Source organism: Pararhizobium sp. LjRoot235, assembly GCF_964254145.1.
GTDB lineage: Bacteria > Pseudomonadota > Alphaproteobacteria > Rhizobiales > Rhizobiaceae > Pararhizobium.
The window spans coordinates 907,792-923,396 of sequence record NZ_CAXUSP020000001.1; the positions used below are offsets into that span (position 1 = coordinate 907,792).

The following is a 15,605-nucleotide window of genomic DNA, read 5'->3' on the forward strand; positions in this document are numbered from 1 at the left end:
CCAACTGGCAACATACACGAAGCACCAAGATTGTGACATGGTAAAAAAGGGCTGCGATGACGCAGAACGTTAGCGAAACCGAACAGTTCGAAGTTCGCGAACCGGAACAGCAGCGCATTCCCTTTGTGTTCAATTCTCCCCATAGCGGCCGGATTTATACCCAATCTTTTCTTGAGCAGTCGCGTTTGGACGACCTGTCGATCCGCCGCTCGGAAGATCATTTCGTCGATGAGCTGTTCCATTCGGTGACGGATCTCGGCGCGCCGCTGTTGCTTGCGCATTTCCCGCGCGCCTTTCTCGACGTCAACCGCGAGCCTTATGAACTCGACCCGCGCATGTTCGATGGCGCCCTGCCGCCGCATGCCAATATCAGCTCGATGCGGGTGGCCGGCGGGCTCGGGACGGTGCCGCGGCTGGTGGCGGAAAACATGGAAATCTACCGTGGCCGCTTTCCTGTCGCCGAGGCGCTGGAGCGGATCGAAACCATCTACAAGCCTTATCATGCCTGCCTGCGACGGCTGATCGCCCGCACCCACGTCCAGTTCGGGCTGGCGGTGCTGATCGACTGCCATTCGATGCCGGGTAATATCCGGTTGGCAGGTACCGGACAGCGGCCGGATTTCATCATCGGAGACCGCTACGGCACCAGCGCCTCCGCCGACCTGTCGCGCGCCGCCGTCTCGATGCTCGAAGACCTCGGCTTTTCGGTCGCCCGCAACAAGCCCTATGCCGGCGGCTTCATCACCGAGCATTACGGCCGGCCAGCGCGCGGGCTGCACGCCCTGCAGATCGAGATCAACCGCGGTCTCTATGTCGATGAGGCGACGCTGCAGAAGAAGAAGGACTTTGCGATGCTGGCTCACGCCATCGGTGTCTTCCTCGGCGGCCTTGCGGCACATGTGGACAAATATGCTGGAAATTCTTCTCTGGCGGCCGAATAACGCCGCGGTCCTCCCCAAATCAAAAATCCGGGCAAAAAAAACCGCGCTTGTGGCGCGGCTAAGTCTAGGGAGGAAACACCCAAGGAGGGTATTTACAGCCACAAGTGACTGTAGGGAAAAGTTAATATTGCAGCGCACAATTGTCAAGTGAGTTCAGGGCCTCGTTTGCTGCGATGCGCCATTTCCGGTGATGAGAAATTGCCAAAATAGCTCGGTTCCGAAGCGCTCCGGCGATTTTTGAGGTACGTTCTTCGGGAATCTTGCGCCGTGCCGCTTTCTCTTAGGGCGAATCCGCCGCATTTTTCCTAATTTTCGGGGACAGACTTCTTTTTTAAAAAAATCTGCAATAAGCACGTTAAGCATCCCTTTCCTCGATTTTCGTGAGGCTCCATGCTGCCGGACCGTGAATTTTTCGATCGCCTCGCCGACGCGGCCAAGGCGGAAACCCTGCCGCGATTCCGCACCGGCATCAGCGTTGCCAACAAGGAGGCGGCCGGCTTCGATCCGGTGACGGAAGGCGACCGTGCCGCCGAAGCGGCGATCCGCAACCTGATCGAAAGCCATTTTCCCGATCATGGCATTCTCGGCGAGGAGTTCGGCAATGTCGGGCTTGACCGGGATTATGTCTGGGTCATCGATCCGATCGACGGCACCCGCGCCTTCATCTCCGGCCTGCCGGTCTGGGGAACGCTGATCGGTCTCTACCACAAGGGCGAGGCGGTGATGGGGCTTATGGACCAGCCGTTTACCGAGGAGCGCTACTTCGCCGATGGCAAGGATGCGTTTTATCGCGGCCGGGACGGCAACAGGAAGATCGCCACACGCCCCTGCGCCGACCTCGGCCAGGCGATCCTGTTCACGACGTCGCCGCATCTCTATACCCGCGACATCAAGACCCGCTTCGAAGCCGTTCAGAGCAAGGTGCAGCTCGCCCGCTACGGCTGCGATTGCTACGCCTTCGCGCTGCTCGCCTCCGGCCATATCGACCTCGTCATCGAATGCGGCCTGAAGCCCTATGATGTCGGCGGGCTCATCCCGCTGATCGAACAGGCCGGCGGCATCGTCACCGACTGGAACGGCGGGCCTGCGGAAATGGGCGGCGAAATCATCGCCGCCGGCAGCGCCGAGGTTCACCAACAGGCGCTGGCGATCCTAAAGGGCTGAATGCTCGACGCTCTCGCCGGATGGCTCGTCCATGTCCGTCATCGCCATATCGGCGCTGCTGCCGGGAATGAAGGCTTCGATGGCGGCGATGGCCTGGGCGCGGTAGTAATCTGCCTCCTGCAGCAGTTCGTGGCGGGCACCATCAATGGGAATCATGTGGCCGGCGCGGAAGTTGCGGGCGAGGTTCTCGACGGCAAGGTGCGGCACGAGCTGGTCCCGCGTCGGGGCAAGGATGATGGTGGGCACGCGGATCTGCGTCAGGTGCTCGCGGCTGGTCGTGCGCTTGATCGCCTTGAAGGTTTCGTGCAGCCAGCGGGCAGTCGGCGGCCCCAGTGCCAGTTCGGGATGCGTGTCTGTCAGCGCCTTGTTGCGGGCAAAGCGCCGGGCATCCGACGTTAGCGGGTTTTCCGAAAACGGTAGTGAACCGTTGTCGCGCATCAACGGCAGGAAGCCGAGCCCGCACAAGCTGAAGGCGGCTGCGAGACAACTGATCGTGCCGTGCCCCAGCTTCTGGCCGCCAAGCGCAACGAAGGGCGCCAGGATCGCCAGGCGATCGATGCGGCTGGCGAGCAGCGGCGCCTGCGACAGGGCGATCAATGCGCCCATGGAATGGGCAAGCATGAAGAAGGGCAGGCGTGTATCGGGCAGCACGATCTTGTCGAGGAAAATGGTGAGGTCGCGCTCGTAGTCCGAAAAGCGGCGGACATGGCCGCGGCGGGGCGTCCTCAGCAGGCGTTCCGAGCCCGCCTGGCCGCGCCAATCGAAGGTCGCGACCCAGAGGCCCCGCGCCGTCAATTCGGTGATGGTCTCGGCATATTTCTCGATCGATTCATTGCGGCCCTGGAGAAGCACGACAGTGCCCTTGGCAACCGGCGCATCGCATTTAAAAATCGCGTAGCGGATTTTCTTGGCCCCGGCGCCCTCGAAGAAGCCTACGGTGTGATTGTCGGGGATCGGATTGTCCGGGGTGGAATGAAGGGTGGGCATCATGGGCAAGATCGGTCCGGCGGGTCTCCGCAAGGTGTGCGCTGATAACAGACTCTATACTTGGGGGAGTCCGATTAAGGAAGTGTGCAGGCACAGCATTGGCACCAGGGATAGGCGAGCGGGCGCCGGCCGTCAAAGAAAAAGGGCCGGAAACGGTGGGGACTGATTTACCGTTCCCGGCCGGAGACAGTCGGTCGGCTGAAGGCGGGCAGCGTGCGGGAGAAGGGACGTTCACCGTGCTGCCTGCCTTGTCTTCCGATAATGCCATATTAGCGTATGGAATCTGAATGCCGCCGGAACCATCCGTTCATCCTGCGTTTATCGAAAAGGCCGCGTTTTTCGGCGGTGGAACCTGATTTCGGGGTCTTGAAGGCCGGAAAAACAATTCCCATCTCATCACTGCGGGTGCCGAAGACGGGCCCGTTTAACCGGCTTTGCCCTCGCCGCTTTCGGGATGACAAAGCCATGATCGCTAACAGTTGCTCTCAAGAGGACATCATGCGTCACGTTGATTTTTCCCCCCTCTACCGTTCCACGGTCGGCTTCGACCGCCTCTTCACCATGCTTGACAGCCTCGGCCAGCCGGACCAGTCGCAGACCTATCCGCCCTACAATATCGAGCGGACCGGTGAAGACACCTACCGGATCACCATGGCTGTCGCCGGTTTCGACGAAAGCGAGCTTTCGATCGAAGCGCGCGAGCACACGCTGACCGTCAAGGGTGAGAAAGGCGAAGAAAAGGCACCGGAAAACCAGTTCCTGTATCGCGGCATCGCCAAGCGCGCCTTCGAGCGCCGCTTCCAGCTCGCCGATCACGTGGAGATCCAGTCCGCTTCGCTGAAGAACGGCCTGCTTCACATCGATCTCCTGCGCGAGATCCCGGAAGCTGCCAAGCCGCGCAAGATCGGTATCACCGTTGCGCAGTCGCAGCCGAAGCAGATCGAAGCGACCCAGGTCGAAACCGCCAAGTAAGCGTTCGAGCATCGATCAAGAGATGAAGAAACGGCGTCCGGGAGGGCGCCGTTTTTTATTTGGGGTGCCGCGGGCAGGGCTTAGCAGGCCGTGATAAATCGCTCCACGTCCTCGTTGGTCGTCGCGAAGCTAGTGACCAGACGATAAAGGCCTTCGTCGGCCGCGATCGATCCTGCCAATGTGTGTGGCACGGGCCAGTCGTAGAAGACGGCACCCTTTTCTTCCAGCTTTTTCGCCGCGTCCTTCTTCAGGATGGCAAAGAGTTCATTGGAACCGCTCGGCCAGGCAAGCCGTGCGTCTGTCGATGCGTCGATGCCGTCGGCCAGCCGATTCGCCATGCCGTTTGCGTGCCGGGCGAGGTCGAGCCAGAGGCCACCTCCGAGATAGGCATCGAACTGGGCGGCGATGAAGCGGGACTTGGAGAAGAGTTGGCCGGAGCGCTTGCGCAGATAATGCATCTGGCCGGCCATTGCGGTGTCGAACAGGATGAGCGCCTCGGCACACCAGCAGCCGTTTTTCGTGCCACCGAAGGAGAGCAGGTCGATGCCGCGTTTCCAGGTCATTTCAGCCGGGCTGACGTCGAGCGTCACCAGCGCATTGGCAAAGCGCGCGCCGTCCATGTGGAGAGGCAGTTTGAATTTCCTTGCGATGTGCGCGATCGTGTCGATCTCATCGAGACTGTAAACCGTGCCGGCCTCGGTGGCCTGCGTCATCGTGATTGCCATCGGCTGTCCGCCATGGACGAAGCCGGGCGGGAAGCGCTTGATCTCGGCCTCCAGCCTCACGGGATCGACCTTGCCGAGCGGACCATCGACCGGGGTCAGGCGGCTTCCATGAGAGAAAAATTCCGGCGCGCCGCATTCATCGACATTCACATGCGCTTCGCGATGGCAGAAGATGTGGCCGCCCGGGCGGTTGACGCTGGAAAACGCCAGCGAATTGGCTGCCGTTCCGGTCGCGACGAAGAAGACGGCGACGTCGCGTTCGAATACGTCGGAAAGTGTCTTCTCCACCTTTTTATCGAGGTCACTGGTGCCGTAGGCAGAGGCGAAGCCGCCAGCCGCCTTGACCAGGCTTTCGGCAATCACGGGATGGGCGCCCGCCCAATTGTCGGAGGAGAAGATCATCGATGTGTTCCTGTGGTTTCCGGGCGCAAGCTCCGGCGGAATTGGGGTAGCGCCGACCATAAAGAAGCTGGAGCGGCAATCAACCGGAACTGCCAGATAGGGACAATGTCAGACCAGTTTGAAACCAAATTGAAGAAAACGGCGGGTTGGCGAAAGAAAATTACAAAAATGCGAAATTAACCGCAATGTTCAGCAAAATCGCCCAGAATATTTTATATTGGTACCCTTGCGGTCTGGGGAGCTTTCTGGCATAGAGCCTATGAAATAGGACAGTCTTGCTGTCCTATTTCGGTCTCAAGACCGGAAAGACGCCGGGAAGCCCCGCAAAGCGGTGGCCGGCTGACGATTGTCAACCGCGCCGGACGCTCGATTGTCCGGGCTGACGTGGCAATTGCGATGGTCGCGAGCACTCTTTGCCTGATGCAGTAAATGCTTCATTTGCGACCGGATCAGGATCATGCAACGATAATGCCGGCGCCGGCCTGGAACGGGTAACCTGCCCGCAAAAGCCTGCCTGGACTGCGGAAAATCCGGTCTCAAGCCGGGTCAACAGGAGGAAGACGATGACGGACTTTACGCCATCCACCGAAACTGGACTCAACACTGTGCGCCAAACGGCGACGGTTGAGAAAGACGCCGCATTCCCGTTCGGCCTGCCGAAAAAACAGGGCCTTTACGACCCGAAGAACGAGCATGACGCCTGCGGCGTCGGTTTCGTCGCGCATATGAAGGGTCAGAAGTCGCACCAGATCGTCAAGGATGGCCTGTTCATCCTGGAGAACCTGACGCATCGCGGCGCCGTCGGGGCCGATCCGTTGATGGGCGACGGCGCAGGCATTCTGGTGCAGATTCCCGACCGCTTCTTCCGCGAGGAAATGGCTCTTCAAGGTGTCACGCTGCCGAAGGCCGGCGAATATGCCGTCGGTTACCTGTTCATGCCGCAGGACGAGGCCCAGATTGCCCATTTCAAGCAGGTGATCGCCGACGTCGTCGCCGAAGAAGGGCAGACGCTGCTCGGCTTCCGCGAAGTGCCGGTCGACAATTCCTCTCTCTCCAAGGCGCCGGAAATCGCCGGAACCGAGCCGCATCATCTGCAGGTGTTCATCGGCGCCGGCCGCCATGCGGCGACCAATGCCGAGTTCGAACGCCGCCTGTTCACGCTGCGCAAGGTGATCTCCAACCGTATCTATGATGCCTTCCATGGTGCCGAGACCGGCTTCTATCCGGTATCGCTGTCGTCGAAGACCATCGTCTACAAGGGCATGTTCCTCGCCTATCAGGTGGCTGCCTATTTCAAGGATCTGGCCGACCCGCGCTTCGAATCGGCAGTGGCGCTGGTGCACCAGCGGTTCTCAACCAACACCTTCCCCTCCTGGAAGCTGGCGCATCCGTACCGCATGGTCGCCCATAACGGCGAAATCAACACGCTGCGCGCCAATGTCAACTGGATGGCCGCGCGGCAGGCATCGGTGTCCTCGCCTTTGTTCGGCGACGACATCTCCAAGCTCTGGCCGATCTCCTATGAGGGCCAGTCGGATACGGCCTGTTTCGACAACGCGCTCGAATTCCTCGTGCAGGGTGGCTATCCGCTGTCGCACGCCGTCATGATGCTGATCCCGGAAGCCTGGGCCGGCAACCAACTGATGGCGCCGGCACGCAAGGCCTTCTACGAATATCATGCTGCCCTGATGGAGCCGTGGGACGGTCCGGCCGCCGTCTGCTTCACCGACGGCAGCCAAATCGGCGCGACACTCGACCGCAACGGTCTGCGCCCGGCCCGTTATCTCGTCACCGATGACGACCGCGTCATACTGGCGTCCGAAGCCGGCACCTTGCCGGTGAAGGAAGAAAGCATCGTCAAGAAGTGGCGCCTGCAGCCGGGCAAAATGCTGCTGATCGACATGGAGGAAGGTCGCATCATCTCCGACGAGGAGGTGAAGTCGAACCTTGCCAACGCGCATCCCTACCGTCAGTGGCTGGACAACACCCAGCTCATTCTGGAGGATCTGAAGCCTGTCGAGCCGCGGGCGCTGCGCCGCGACGTGTCGCTGCTCGATCGCCAGCAGGCGTTCGGCTACAGTCAGGAAGACACCAAGATCCTGATGTCGCCGATGGCGACGACCGGCCAGGAGGCAATCGGCTCGATGGGTACCGACACGCCGATCTCGGCTATGTCGGACAAGGCGAAGCTGCTCTACACCTATTTCAAGCAGAATTTTGCGCAGGTCACCAACCCGCCGATCGACCCGATCCGCGAGGAACTGGTGATGAGCCTCGTCTCCTTCATTGGTCCGCGCCCGAATATTCTCGATCATGCCGGCATGTCGCATGCCAAGCGGCTGGAAGTGCGCCAGCCGATCCTGACCAATGGCGACCTGGAAAAGATCCGCTCGATCGGCCACACCGAAGACCGGTTCGACACCAAGACGCTCGACTTCACCTATGACGTCGCGCGTGGCGCCGAAGGCATGCCGGAAATTCTCGACCGGCTCTGCGAGCGGGCGGAAGCGGCCGTCCTTGGCGGTTACAACATCATCGTGCTCTCCGACCGCCAGATCGGCCCGGATCGCATTGCGATCCCGGCGCTTTTGGCAACCGCGGCCGTGCACCATCACCTGATCCGCAAAGGGCTGCGCACCTCCGTCGGTCTTGTCGTCGAGAGCGGCGAACCGCGCGAAGTGCATCATTTCTGCCTGCTGGCGGGCTTCGGCGCCGAAGCGATCAACCCGTATCTCGCCTTCGATACGCTCACCGACATGCACAAGCGCGGCGAGTTTCCGAAGGAAGTCGATGGCGGCGAAGTCGTCTATCGCTACATCAAGGCGGTCGGCAAGGGCATTCTCAAGGTCATGTCCAAGATGGGCATCTCGACCTACCAGTCCTATTGCGGCGGCCAGATATTCGACGCTATCGGGCTCTCGTCGGAGCTCGTCGACCGCTATTTCTTCGGTACCGCGACGCAGATCGAGGGCATCGGCCTTGCGGAGATCGCCACGGAAACCTTCAACCGTCACAAGGCGGCTTTCGGTCCCGATCCGATCCTTGCCAACACGCTCGACATCGGCGGCGAATACGCCTACCGCATGCGCGGTGAAGGCCATGCCTGGTCGCCGGACGCCGTTGCCTCGCTGCAGCACGCCGTGCGCGGCAATGCCGTCGACCGGTACCGGGAATTCTCCGAAATGGTGAATGGTGCGGCGCTGCGCATGAACACTATTCGCGGTCTGTTCTCGATCACAAGCGCGGACGGCCGCAAGCCGATCCCGATCGACGAGGTGGAGCCGGCCGCCGACATCGTCAAGCGCTTCTCGACCGGGGCGATGTCCTTCGGCTCGATCAGCCGCGAGGCCCATACGACGCTGGCGATCGCCATGAACAGCATCGGCGGCAAGTCCAACACCGGCGAAGGCGGCGAGGAAGCCGATCGCTACTTCCCGCTGTATGATGGTTCGCCGAACCCCGAGCGTTCAGCCATCAAGCAGGTGGCGTCCGGCCGCTTCGGCGTGACGACCGAATATCTGGTCAATGCCGACATGCTGCAGATCAAGGTGGCGCAGGGTGCCAAGCCCGGCGAGGGCGGCCAGCTGCCCGGCCATAAGGTGGACGCGACGGTTGCCAAGACCCGGCATTCGACGCCGGGCGTTGGCCTGATCTCGCCACCGCCGCACCATGACATCTACTCGATCGAGGATCTGGCGCAGCTGATCTACGACCTGAAGAACGTCAACCCGGAAGCAGACGTTTCGGTAAAGCTCGTCTCCGAAGTCGGTGTCGGTACGGTTGCGGCCGGTGTTGCCAAGGCGCGCGCCGATCACATCACCATCTCCGGCTATGACGGCGGCACCGGTGCCTCGCCGCTGACCTCGCTGAAGCATGCCGGCTCTCCCTGGGAAATCGGCCTTGCCGAGACCCATCAGACGCTGGTGTTGAACGGGCTTCGCTCGCGTATCGCGCTGCAGGTCGATGGGGGTCTCAAGACCGGCCGTGACGTCATCATCGGTGCGCTGCTCGGAGCCGACGAGTTCGGCTTCTCGACGGCGCCCTTGATTGCCGCCGGCTGCATCATGATGCGCAAGTGCCACCTCAACACCTGTCCGGTGGGCGTGGCGACGCAGGACCCGGTCCTGCGCAAGCGCTTCAAGGGTGCGCCGGAGCATGTGGTCAACTACTTTTTCTTCGTCGCCGAGGAAGTGCGCGAAATCCTCGCCTCGCTCGGCTTTGCCAAGTTCGACGACATCATCGGCCTTTCCGAACTGCTCGAGAAGGACGCGATGATCTCGCACTGGAAGGCCAATGGTCTCGATTTCAGTCGTATCTTCTACAAGGTCGATGCGCCGAAGGAGAAGACCTACTGGACCGAGAAGCAGAACCATCCGATCCACGACATCCTTGACCGCAAGCTGATTGCCGCCGCGCAGCCGGCGCTGGAATCAAAGACCCCGGTCTCGATCGAGGTTGACATCAGGAACGTCGACCGTTCGGCTGGCGCCATGCTGTCGGGAGAAGTCGCCAAGCGCTATCGCCACAAGGGGCTCAAGGATGACACGATCTCGGTGAAGCTGCGCGGCACGGCCGGCCAGTCCTTCGCGGCCTTCCTGGCGCGCGGCATTACCTTCGAACTGATCGGCGACGGCAACGACTATGTCGGCAAGGGCCTCTCGGGTGGCCGCATCGTCGTGCGCCCGCCGGAAACCTCGAAGATCGTCGCAGCCAAGTCGATCATCGTCGGCAACACGGTGCTCTATGGTGCCATCTCCGGTGAATGCTACTTCAACGGTGTTGCCGGCGAACGCTTCGCGGTCCGCAACTCCGGTGCCATCGCGGTCGTCGAAGGCGTGGGTGATCACGGCTGCGAATACATGACCGGCGGCGTGGTCGTCGTTCTCGGCGAGACGGGCCGCAACTTCGCGGCCGGCATGTCGGGCGGCGTCGCCTATGTGCTGGACGAGAGCGAGGACTTCGCCAAGCGCTGCAACATGGCGATGGTCGAGCTCGAGCCGGTTCCGGAAGAGGACGACATGCTGGAGAAACTGCATCATCACGGCGGCGATCTCATGCACAAGGGCAGGGTGGACATATCCGGCGATATGACGCGCCATGACGACGAGCGGCTCTATCAGCTGATCTCGAACCATCTGCACTACACGGGTTCGCCGCGGGCCAAGGAGATTCTCGACCACTGGGTCGAGTTCCGGCCGAAATTCCGCAAGGTCATGCCGGTCGAGTACCGGCGTGCGCTGGAGGAAATGGAGCGCATGCGGATGGGCGTCGCGGCGGAGTAAGCCGCGGCTGCCATTCATCGGGTGATTTCGGCGGGGTGTTACGGTCGCTGTTCCGGCGATCGCGTTCATGGCGAACGACGAGATCAATATGGAATTCATCGGGCCGGGTGCGCTGATCGGCTTCGCCTACTGATACTGGGGTCCCGCGTGGCCTCCTCTATGATATAAGGGACGAAACATGGGTAAGGTTACAGGTTTCATGGAAATCGACCGGCAACTGGCGAAGTACCAGCCGGCGTCGGACCGCATTCGGCATTTCCGCGAATTCACGATCCCGATGTCGGACCCGGAAGTGCAGAAGCAGGCCGCGCGCTGCATGGACTGTGGCATCCCCTATTGCCACGGCCCGACCGGCTGCCCGGTGCACAACCAGATCCCCGACTGGAACGATCTCGTCTACAACGGCAACTGGGACGAGGCGATCCGCAACCTGCACTCGACCAACAATTTTCCGGAGTTCACCGGCCGCATCTGCCCCGCTCCCTGCGAGGAAGCCTGTACGTTGAACCTCGAGGACGCGCCGGTCGCGATCAAGACCGTCGAGCAGGCGATCGCCGACAAGGCCTATGAGATGGGCTATATCGTGCCGCAGCCGGCGGTGACGAAGACCGGCAAGAAGGTTGCGGTCATCGGATCCGGCCCGGCCGGCATGGCCTCGGCGCAGCAGCTCGCCCGCGCCGGTCACGAGGTTCATGTCTATGAGCGCGAAAGCAAGCCCGGCGGCCTGCTGCGTTACGGCATTCCGGACTTCAAGATGGAGAAGAACTTCATCGACCGCCGCGTCGATCAGATGCGCGGCGAGGGTGTCACCTTCCATTGCGGCGTCAATATCGGCGTCGACCGCACCGTCGACAGCCTGATCGAGGAACATGACGCAGTGCTTTACTGCGGCGGTTCGGAGACGCCGCGCAATGCCGGCATTCCCGGTGTTGATTTTGCCGGCGTGCATGACGCGATGCCTTACCTCGTCCAGCAGAACCGCCGCGTCGGCCGCGAGAACATCGACAGCGTCGGCTGGCCGTCCGATCCGATCCTGGCCGGCGGCAAGCATGTCGTCGTCGTCGGCGGCGGCGATACCGCGTCGGACTGCGTCGGCACCGCTTTCCGCCAGGGCGCCGTCAAGGTCACCCAGCTCGACATTCGGCCGATGCCGCCGGAAAAGGAAGACAAGCTTGCCGTCTGGCCGTTTTGGGCAACGAAGATGCGCACCTCCTCCTCCCAGGCCGAAGGCGCAGTGCGCGAGTTCCAGGTGGCAACGCTCGAATTCGTCGGCGAAGACGGCATGCTGACGGGCGTCAAGTGCTGTCAGGTCGATGAGCGCCGCAAGCCGATCGCCGGCACGGAATTTATCATCAAGGCCGATCTTGCCTTCATCGCCATCGGCTTCAGCGGCCCGTTCACCGACAGCGTGCTGAAGGATCTCGGCGACAAGCTGACGATCAACACAGACCGCCGCGGCTCGACCAATGTCGTCGCGGACGACAAGGACTACCGCACCTCGGTCGACAAGCTCTGGGTGGCCGGCGACGTGCGCCGCGGCCAGTCGCTGGTCGTCTGGGCGATCCGCGAAGGCCGCCAGGCGGCCCGCGCCGTCGATGAGGCGCTGATGGGCTCGACGGTGCTGCCGCGGTAGGGTAGGGCGTTGTAAGGGACCGACTGAGGTAACTCGATCAGCGGCATGCGGTGCTCCCACGAGAAGCGCCGCATATTCATGTTCGCGATAGCGCGTGTTCTACGGCCACGATCATGCGAAGCCTAAGAACAGGGCCATCGACCGATTGACGGCAATCATTGTTTCGTCGTCGATCCGGCCGAACGCCTCTCCAAGTCGGTCGCGCTTTACGGTCATGATCTTGTCGATCATGACCTGTGACGTCTTACGGAGGCCGTTTTCACGTGTTGGTTCGGTGGTCAACCGGATCAAGGGCGCGTTGACCAGCGTGCCGGAAACCAGCAGGACGGTGACGGTGGCGTTCCTGTCGAATTGATCCGACTGAATGATAAAGGCCGGGCGGGGCTTACCGAAATCGCCGAGCATCGCGACTGTGACAAGATCGCCCCGCCTCATGCGTTGTCGGTATCCAGGTCGGCAAGGGCGGCATCCATGAAGTCCCGTAACTCTTGATCGATCGCATCGGCCTTCGCAACCAACAGCGATTGACGGCGGCATTGCTCGGTGAATCCTGGTCGCCTTGTGTCGGGAACCCATATCTGCAAAGGCCGCAGTCCTGCCGCGCGCAGACTCTCCCGGCGCTTTTGTCAATCAACAGCCCCGGTTGCGGGATGCGTGGCACGCCACGAGGTCTCCTCAATTCCTCATCACCGGGTTGCTGATCACCGTCTCCGGTTTCGCCAGGCGGAAATCATCGACGCGTCCGACCGGAGCATCGGCGATCTCGCCCTTTTCGACCAGGCGGTCGCGCGGGCTCTTGCCGCTGGTGAGCGGTGCCGTGCCGCCGAGAAGGGTCGCGCCGCCATCGAGATCGGGATCATCGAGGCTGATCGGCTGGGTCTGGAGGATGTCTTCGTTGGCGGTGGGGGCAGCCACGACGAGGTCTTTCAGCCCGTCGGCACCCGGAACGTCTTGCGTCGAGACGGCCGCGTCGCCGAGCAGTTTGCGGATGTCCTTCTCGACGTAGAAGGCAAGCTTGCGCTTGCCGGCCTTCGTCAGGTTGATGCCGTCTGAGCCGCGCAGGCGAACCTGCTGGCCGTTGATGTCAGACCCGGTCATGACGAATTTGCCGCTCTCGTCGACAAAACCGTCCCAGATATCGATGAAGCTGCCGCCGACTTTTTCAGTTTCCGCACGAAAGATGCCGTTCAGGGTAACCATGTCGGCGGTCATTGCGGTGGACTGGAAGGGCGGCATACCGACCCAAAGCAGGGGGATATTCTCGCTGCGGGCGAGTGCTGCGAAGGCGCCGGTGCGGCGCGTGTATTCGGCAAGCCAGCGGTCGGCACGGAATTTTTCCTTTTCCCCGTCGATCGACATCTGCTGGCGTTCGTTGGCACCGAGGCTGACGATGATGATCGATGGGCTCACCTCGGCGACATAAACCGGCAGGTTTTCCGGCCAGTTGAAATAATCCTCGCGCACCAGGCCAGAGGAGCCGTTGGCGCGGGTTTCGATGACGACACCGGGCGTCGTCTCGAAGGCAACTTTCAACCCGTCACCGAGACTGCCGGCCATGAAATCGCCGACGACCAGAACCTTCTTGGCATTTTCCAGTTTTTCAACCACGACGGGGGCGGGCTCGACCGGAGCGGGCTTGGTCTTCTGCTTTATTTTTCGTGGCTTCTGGCGCTGTTGCGGCTGCCTCTGCCGGGGCTCGTAGATCGGAACGTCTTCATAGACGGGCGGTGGCCGCCGCCGGCCGAAACCGAACAACATGTCGATGATCGATCGGCGCTCCTGAGCACCGGCCTGTCGCGGTGGCTCCATCACGAATGCCGTGGCGCCGACCGCGATGACGATCAGGCCATTGAGCAGCCAATTCACGCCGCGTCTGAATGCCGTTTTCGTGCTCATGAAACTGTCCAGGGCGTCTTTCGCGCTAAAGCCAATGCGGCGCACCGGCATGGGCAGCCTTCTGTATCCGCCGATCGTGGCGCAGGAATGCGCCGCAATTGAGGGCTAGTTCCGCAGAGCCTTCAACAGATGTTGTGTCGGTTCGCCGTCCGGTGCGAGACCGTTGCGGCTCTGAAAGGCCTGGATGGCGGCCTTTGAACCGGTGCCGAAATTGCCGTCGACTTCGCCGTCATAATAGCCGAGTGATTTCAGGCGGGACTGCAACTCGAACTTCTGCTTGATGTCGAGCGAACCGTCCGGGCGGCTCCAGGCCTGCAGCATGCCGCCGTAACCGGCGATTTCGTCGGCAAGCAGGCCGACGCCGAGCGCATAGGAATCGGATGCATTGTAGCGCTTGATGACGAAGAAGTTCTTGCTCATCAGGAAGCCCGGGCTGCCGGCTCCGCCGGGCATCTTCAGCTCCGCGCGCTGGCCACCATTGCGGAAACCCTTGCCGTTCGGGCGGGTGAAGCCGAGGGCGGCCCACTGGGCGAGCGTCTTCGTCTGGCCGGCATATTGGCTGCCGTCCCGCGGCGGGGCCACTTCGTAGCCCCAGGTCTGACCTGGCTGCCAGCCGTTCTTCTTCAACAGATTGGCAGCGGTTGCCAGCGCATCCGGCACGGAGTTCCAGATGTCCTTGTGACCGTTGCCGTCGGCGTCGATGGCGTAGAGCAGATAGCTGGTCGGGATGAACTGCGTGTGGCCCATGGCGCCTGCCCAGGAGCCGTTGAGTTCGCGCGGGCTGATGTCGCCGTTCTGCAGGATCTTCAATGCGGCAATCAACTGGGTCTTGGCATATTTGGCCCGTTTCGGATCGGCATAGGCAAGGGTCGCCAAGGCGCGCGGAACATAATGGAGGCGCTCGTCCTTTGCCAAGACCGCGCCATAGTTGGATTCCATCGACCAGATCGCCAGGAGGATGGTCTTGTCGATGCCGAAGTGGCGCTCCAGGGCGGCGAGCGTTCGGCCATGCTTGACCGCCATCTCCTGTCCGATCTTGCGCGTATAGGGGTTCACGCGGCTGTCGATATATTCCCAGATCTTGTGCTTGAATTCGGGCTGATAGCGTGCTTTCTCAAGCACGTCCGGATCGGGCGTCTTGATACCGGCGAAAGCCTGGCGATAGGTGGCCTTGGTGATCCCGCTCTTTGCCGCGGTGGCATAGAAGCTGTTGATCCAGGTCTCGAAACCGGCATCCGCCGCGGCGGGCGACGAGGCAAACAGGGCTGTGGCTGTGATGAACGCGGCGGCGGCACGGCAAAGGAGATTTTTTCGGGTCTTTGTCATCAGCTGTCGTTTCCGTTGGTCGGCGTTCCGCGCAAGATCATGTGGTTGATCGGCGGTACGCAAATTTACAGTCTTAGAGCCAGCTTCATGCACAGGCTACATGCATGTGGTTCCATTTTCGGGCCGTTCAGCCAAAAGGCAACCGCCAGAATGGGAATCTTACGAAAATGAAGTCAACAAATTCTTTACCATGAATAGGGGGTATCGGCTTCTTTCGCAAAAAAATAGCAATTTGCCGCTTAATCCCTATTGATAACAATTTGCCCCGTTTAAGATT

General features: G+C 61.3%; 10 protein-coding genes and 1 pseudogene. 5 read left to right on the plus strand and 6 right to left on the minus strand.

Annotation, left to right across the window (positions count from 1 at the left end):
• The first annotated feature begins 56 nt into the window (after positions 1–56).
• Together ACSQ2Z_RS04265 and hisN are read left to right on the plus strand one after the other, a co-directional pair.
• Complete coding sequence (locus ACSQ2Z_RS04265) at positions 57–941, plus strand: N-formylglutamate amidohydrolase (RefSeq protein ID WP_436080062.1); 885 nt, start codon at positions 57–59, stop codon at positions 939–941.
• Positions 942–1,331: 390 nt separating this feature from the next.
• Positions 1,332–2,105, plus strand: coding sequence for a histidinol-phosphatase (hisN, locus tag ACSQ2Z_RS04270; protein ID WP_436080063.1), 774 nt, complete (start codon positions 1,332–1,334; stop codon positions 2,103–2,105).
• On the opposite strand, the gene ACSQ2Z_RS04275 is transcribed toward hisN, so the two are convergent.
• Complete coding sequence (locus tag ACSQ2Z_RS04275) at positions 2,094–3,095, minus strand: alpha/beta fold hydrolase (protein WP_436080064.1); 1,002 nt, start codon at positions 3,093–3,095, stop codon at positions 2,094–2,096. The genes hisN and ACSQ2Z_RS04275 overlap by 12 nt on opposite strands.
• Positions 3,096–3,590: 495 nt before the next feature.
• Between ACSQ2Z_RS04275 and ACSQ2Z_RS04280 the strand changes: the two genes are divergently transcribed.
• Entirely contained in the window at positions 3,591–4,064 is a 474-nt protein-coding gene (locus ACSQ2Z_RS04280; RefSeq protein WP_436080065.1) for an Hsp20 family protein, read from the plus strand.
• Between the two features lie 80 nt (positions 4,065–4,144).
• Here the strand turns inward: ACSQ2Z_RS04280 and ACSQ2Z_RS04285 are convergent, their stop codons facing one another.
• A complete protein-coding gene (locus ACSQ2Z_RS04285) occupies positions 4,145–5,191 on the minus strand; it encodes a threonine aldolase family protein (RefSeq protein WP_436080066.1) in 1,047 nt (348 codons plus the stop codon).
• Between the two features lie 563 nt (positions 5,192–5,754).
• Here ACSQ2Z_RS04285 and gltB point away from each other — a divergent pair.
• A complete protein-coding gene (gene gltB / locus ACSQ2Z_RS04290; protein WP_436080067.1) occupies positions 5,755–10,473 on the plus strand; it encodes a glutamate synthase large subunit in 4,719 nt (1,572 codons plus the stop codon).
• Between the two features lie 178 nt (positions 10,474–10,651).
• Positions 10,652–12,106 (plus strand): glutamate synthase subunit beta, encoded by a 1,455-nt coding sequence (locus tag ACSQ2Z_RS04295; protein ID WP_436080068.1) that lies wholly within the window; start codon positions 10,652–10,654, stop codon positions 12,104–12,106.
• Between the two features lie 111 nt (positions 12,107–12,217).
• Here ACSQ2Z_RS04295 and ACSQ2Z_RS04300 read toward each other — a convergent pair whose 3' ends face one another.
• From ACSQ2Z_RS04300 to ACSQ2Z_RS04315, 4 genes and pseudogenes are all read right to left on the minus strand, one after another.
• Positions 12,218–12,541, minus strand: a complete 324-nt coding sequence (locus ACSQ2Z_RS04300) for a type II toxin-antitoxin system PemK/MazF family toxin (RefSeq protein WP_436080069.1) — start codon at positions 12,539–12,541, stop codon at positions 12,218–12,220.
• Positions 12,538–12,732, minus strand: a pseudogene (locus tag ACSQ2Z_RS04305) (antitoxin MazE family protein); the annotation flags it as partial. The pseudogene ACSQ2Z_RS04305 and the gene ACSQ2Z_RS04300, both read right to left, overlap by 4 nt.
• Positions 12,733–12,781: 49 nt before the next feature.
• Positions 12,782–14,002 (minus strand): SGNH/GDSL hydrolase family protein, encoded by a 1,221-nt coding sequence (locus ACSQ2Z_RS04310; protein WP_436080070.1) that lies wholly within the window; start codon positions 14,000–14,002, stop codon positions 12,782–12,784.
• Between the two features lie 105 nt (positions 14,003–14,107).
• Positions 14,108–15,328 carry a lytic murein transglycosylase gene (locus ACSQ2Z_RS04315; RefSeq protein ID WP_436080071.1) on the minus strand — a complete coding sequence of 407 codons (1,221 nt, stop codon included), beginning with the start codon at positions 15,326–15,328 and terminating at the stop codon, positions 14,108–14,110.
• Between the last annotated feature and the right edge of the window lie 277 nt (positions 15,329–15,605).

What these genes read in the sequence shown, in the direction of transcription:
- ACSQ2Z_RS04265 (WP_436080062.1), top strand. Translation starts at nt 57, where the DNA reads ATGACGCAGAACGTTAGCGAAACCGAACAGTTCGAAGTTCGCGAACCG.
- hisN (WP_436080063.1), top strand. Translation starts at nt 1,332, where the DNA reads ATGCTGCCGGACCGTGAATTTTTCGATCGCCTCGCCGACGCGGCCAAG.
- ACSQ2Z_RS04275 (WP_436080064.1), bottom strand. Translation starts at nt 3,095, where the DNA reads ATGATGCCCACCCTTCATTCCACCCCGGACAATCCGATCCCCGACAAT.
- ACSQ2Z_RS04280 (WP_436080065.1), top strand. Translation starts at nt 3,591, where the DNA reads ATGCGTCACGTTGATTTTTCCCCCCTCTACCGTTCCACGGTCGGCTTC.
- ACSQ2Z_RS04285 (WP_436080066.1), bottom strand. Translation starts at nt 5,191, where the DNA reads ATGATCTTCTCCTCCGACAATTGGGCGGGCGCCCATCCCGTGATTGCC.
- gltB (WP_436080067.1), top strand. Translation starts at nt 5,755, where the DNA reads ATGACGGACTTTACGCCATCCACCGAAACTGGACTCAACACTGTGCGC.
- ACSQ2Z_RS04295 (WP_436080068.1), top strand. Translation starts at nt 10,652, where the DNA reads ATGGGTAAGGTTACAGGTTTCATGGAAATCGACCGGCAACTGGCGAAG.
- ACSQ2Z_RS04300 (WP_436080069.1), bottom strand. Translation starts at nt 12,541, where the DNA reads ATGAGGCGGGGCGATCTTGTCACAGTCGCGATGCTCGGCGATTTCGGT.
- ACSQ2Z_RS04310 (WP_436080070.1), bottom strand. Translation starts at nt 14,002, where the DNA reads ATGAGCACGAAAACGGCATTCAGACGCGGCGTGAATTGGCTGCTCAAT.
- ACSQ2Z_RS04315 (WP_436080071.1), bottom strand. Translation starts at nt 15,328, where the DNA reads ATGACAAAGACCCGAAAAAATCTCCTTTGCCGTGCCGCCGCCGCGTTC.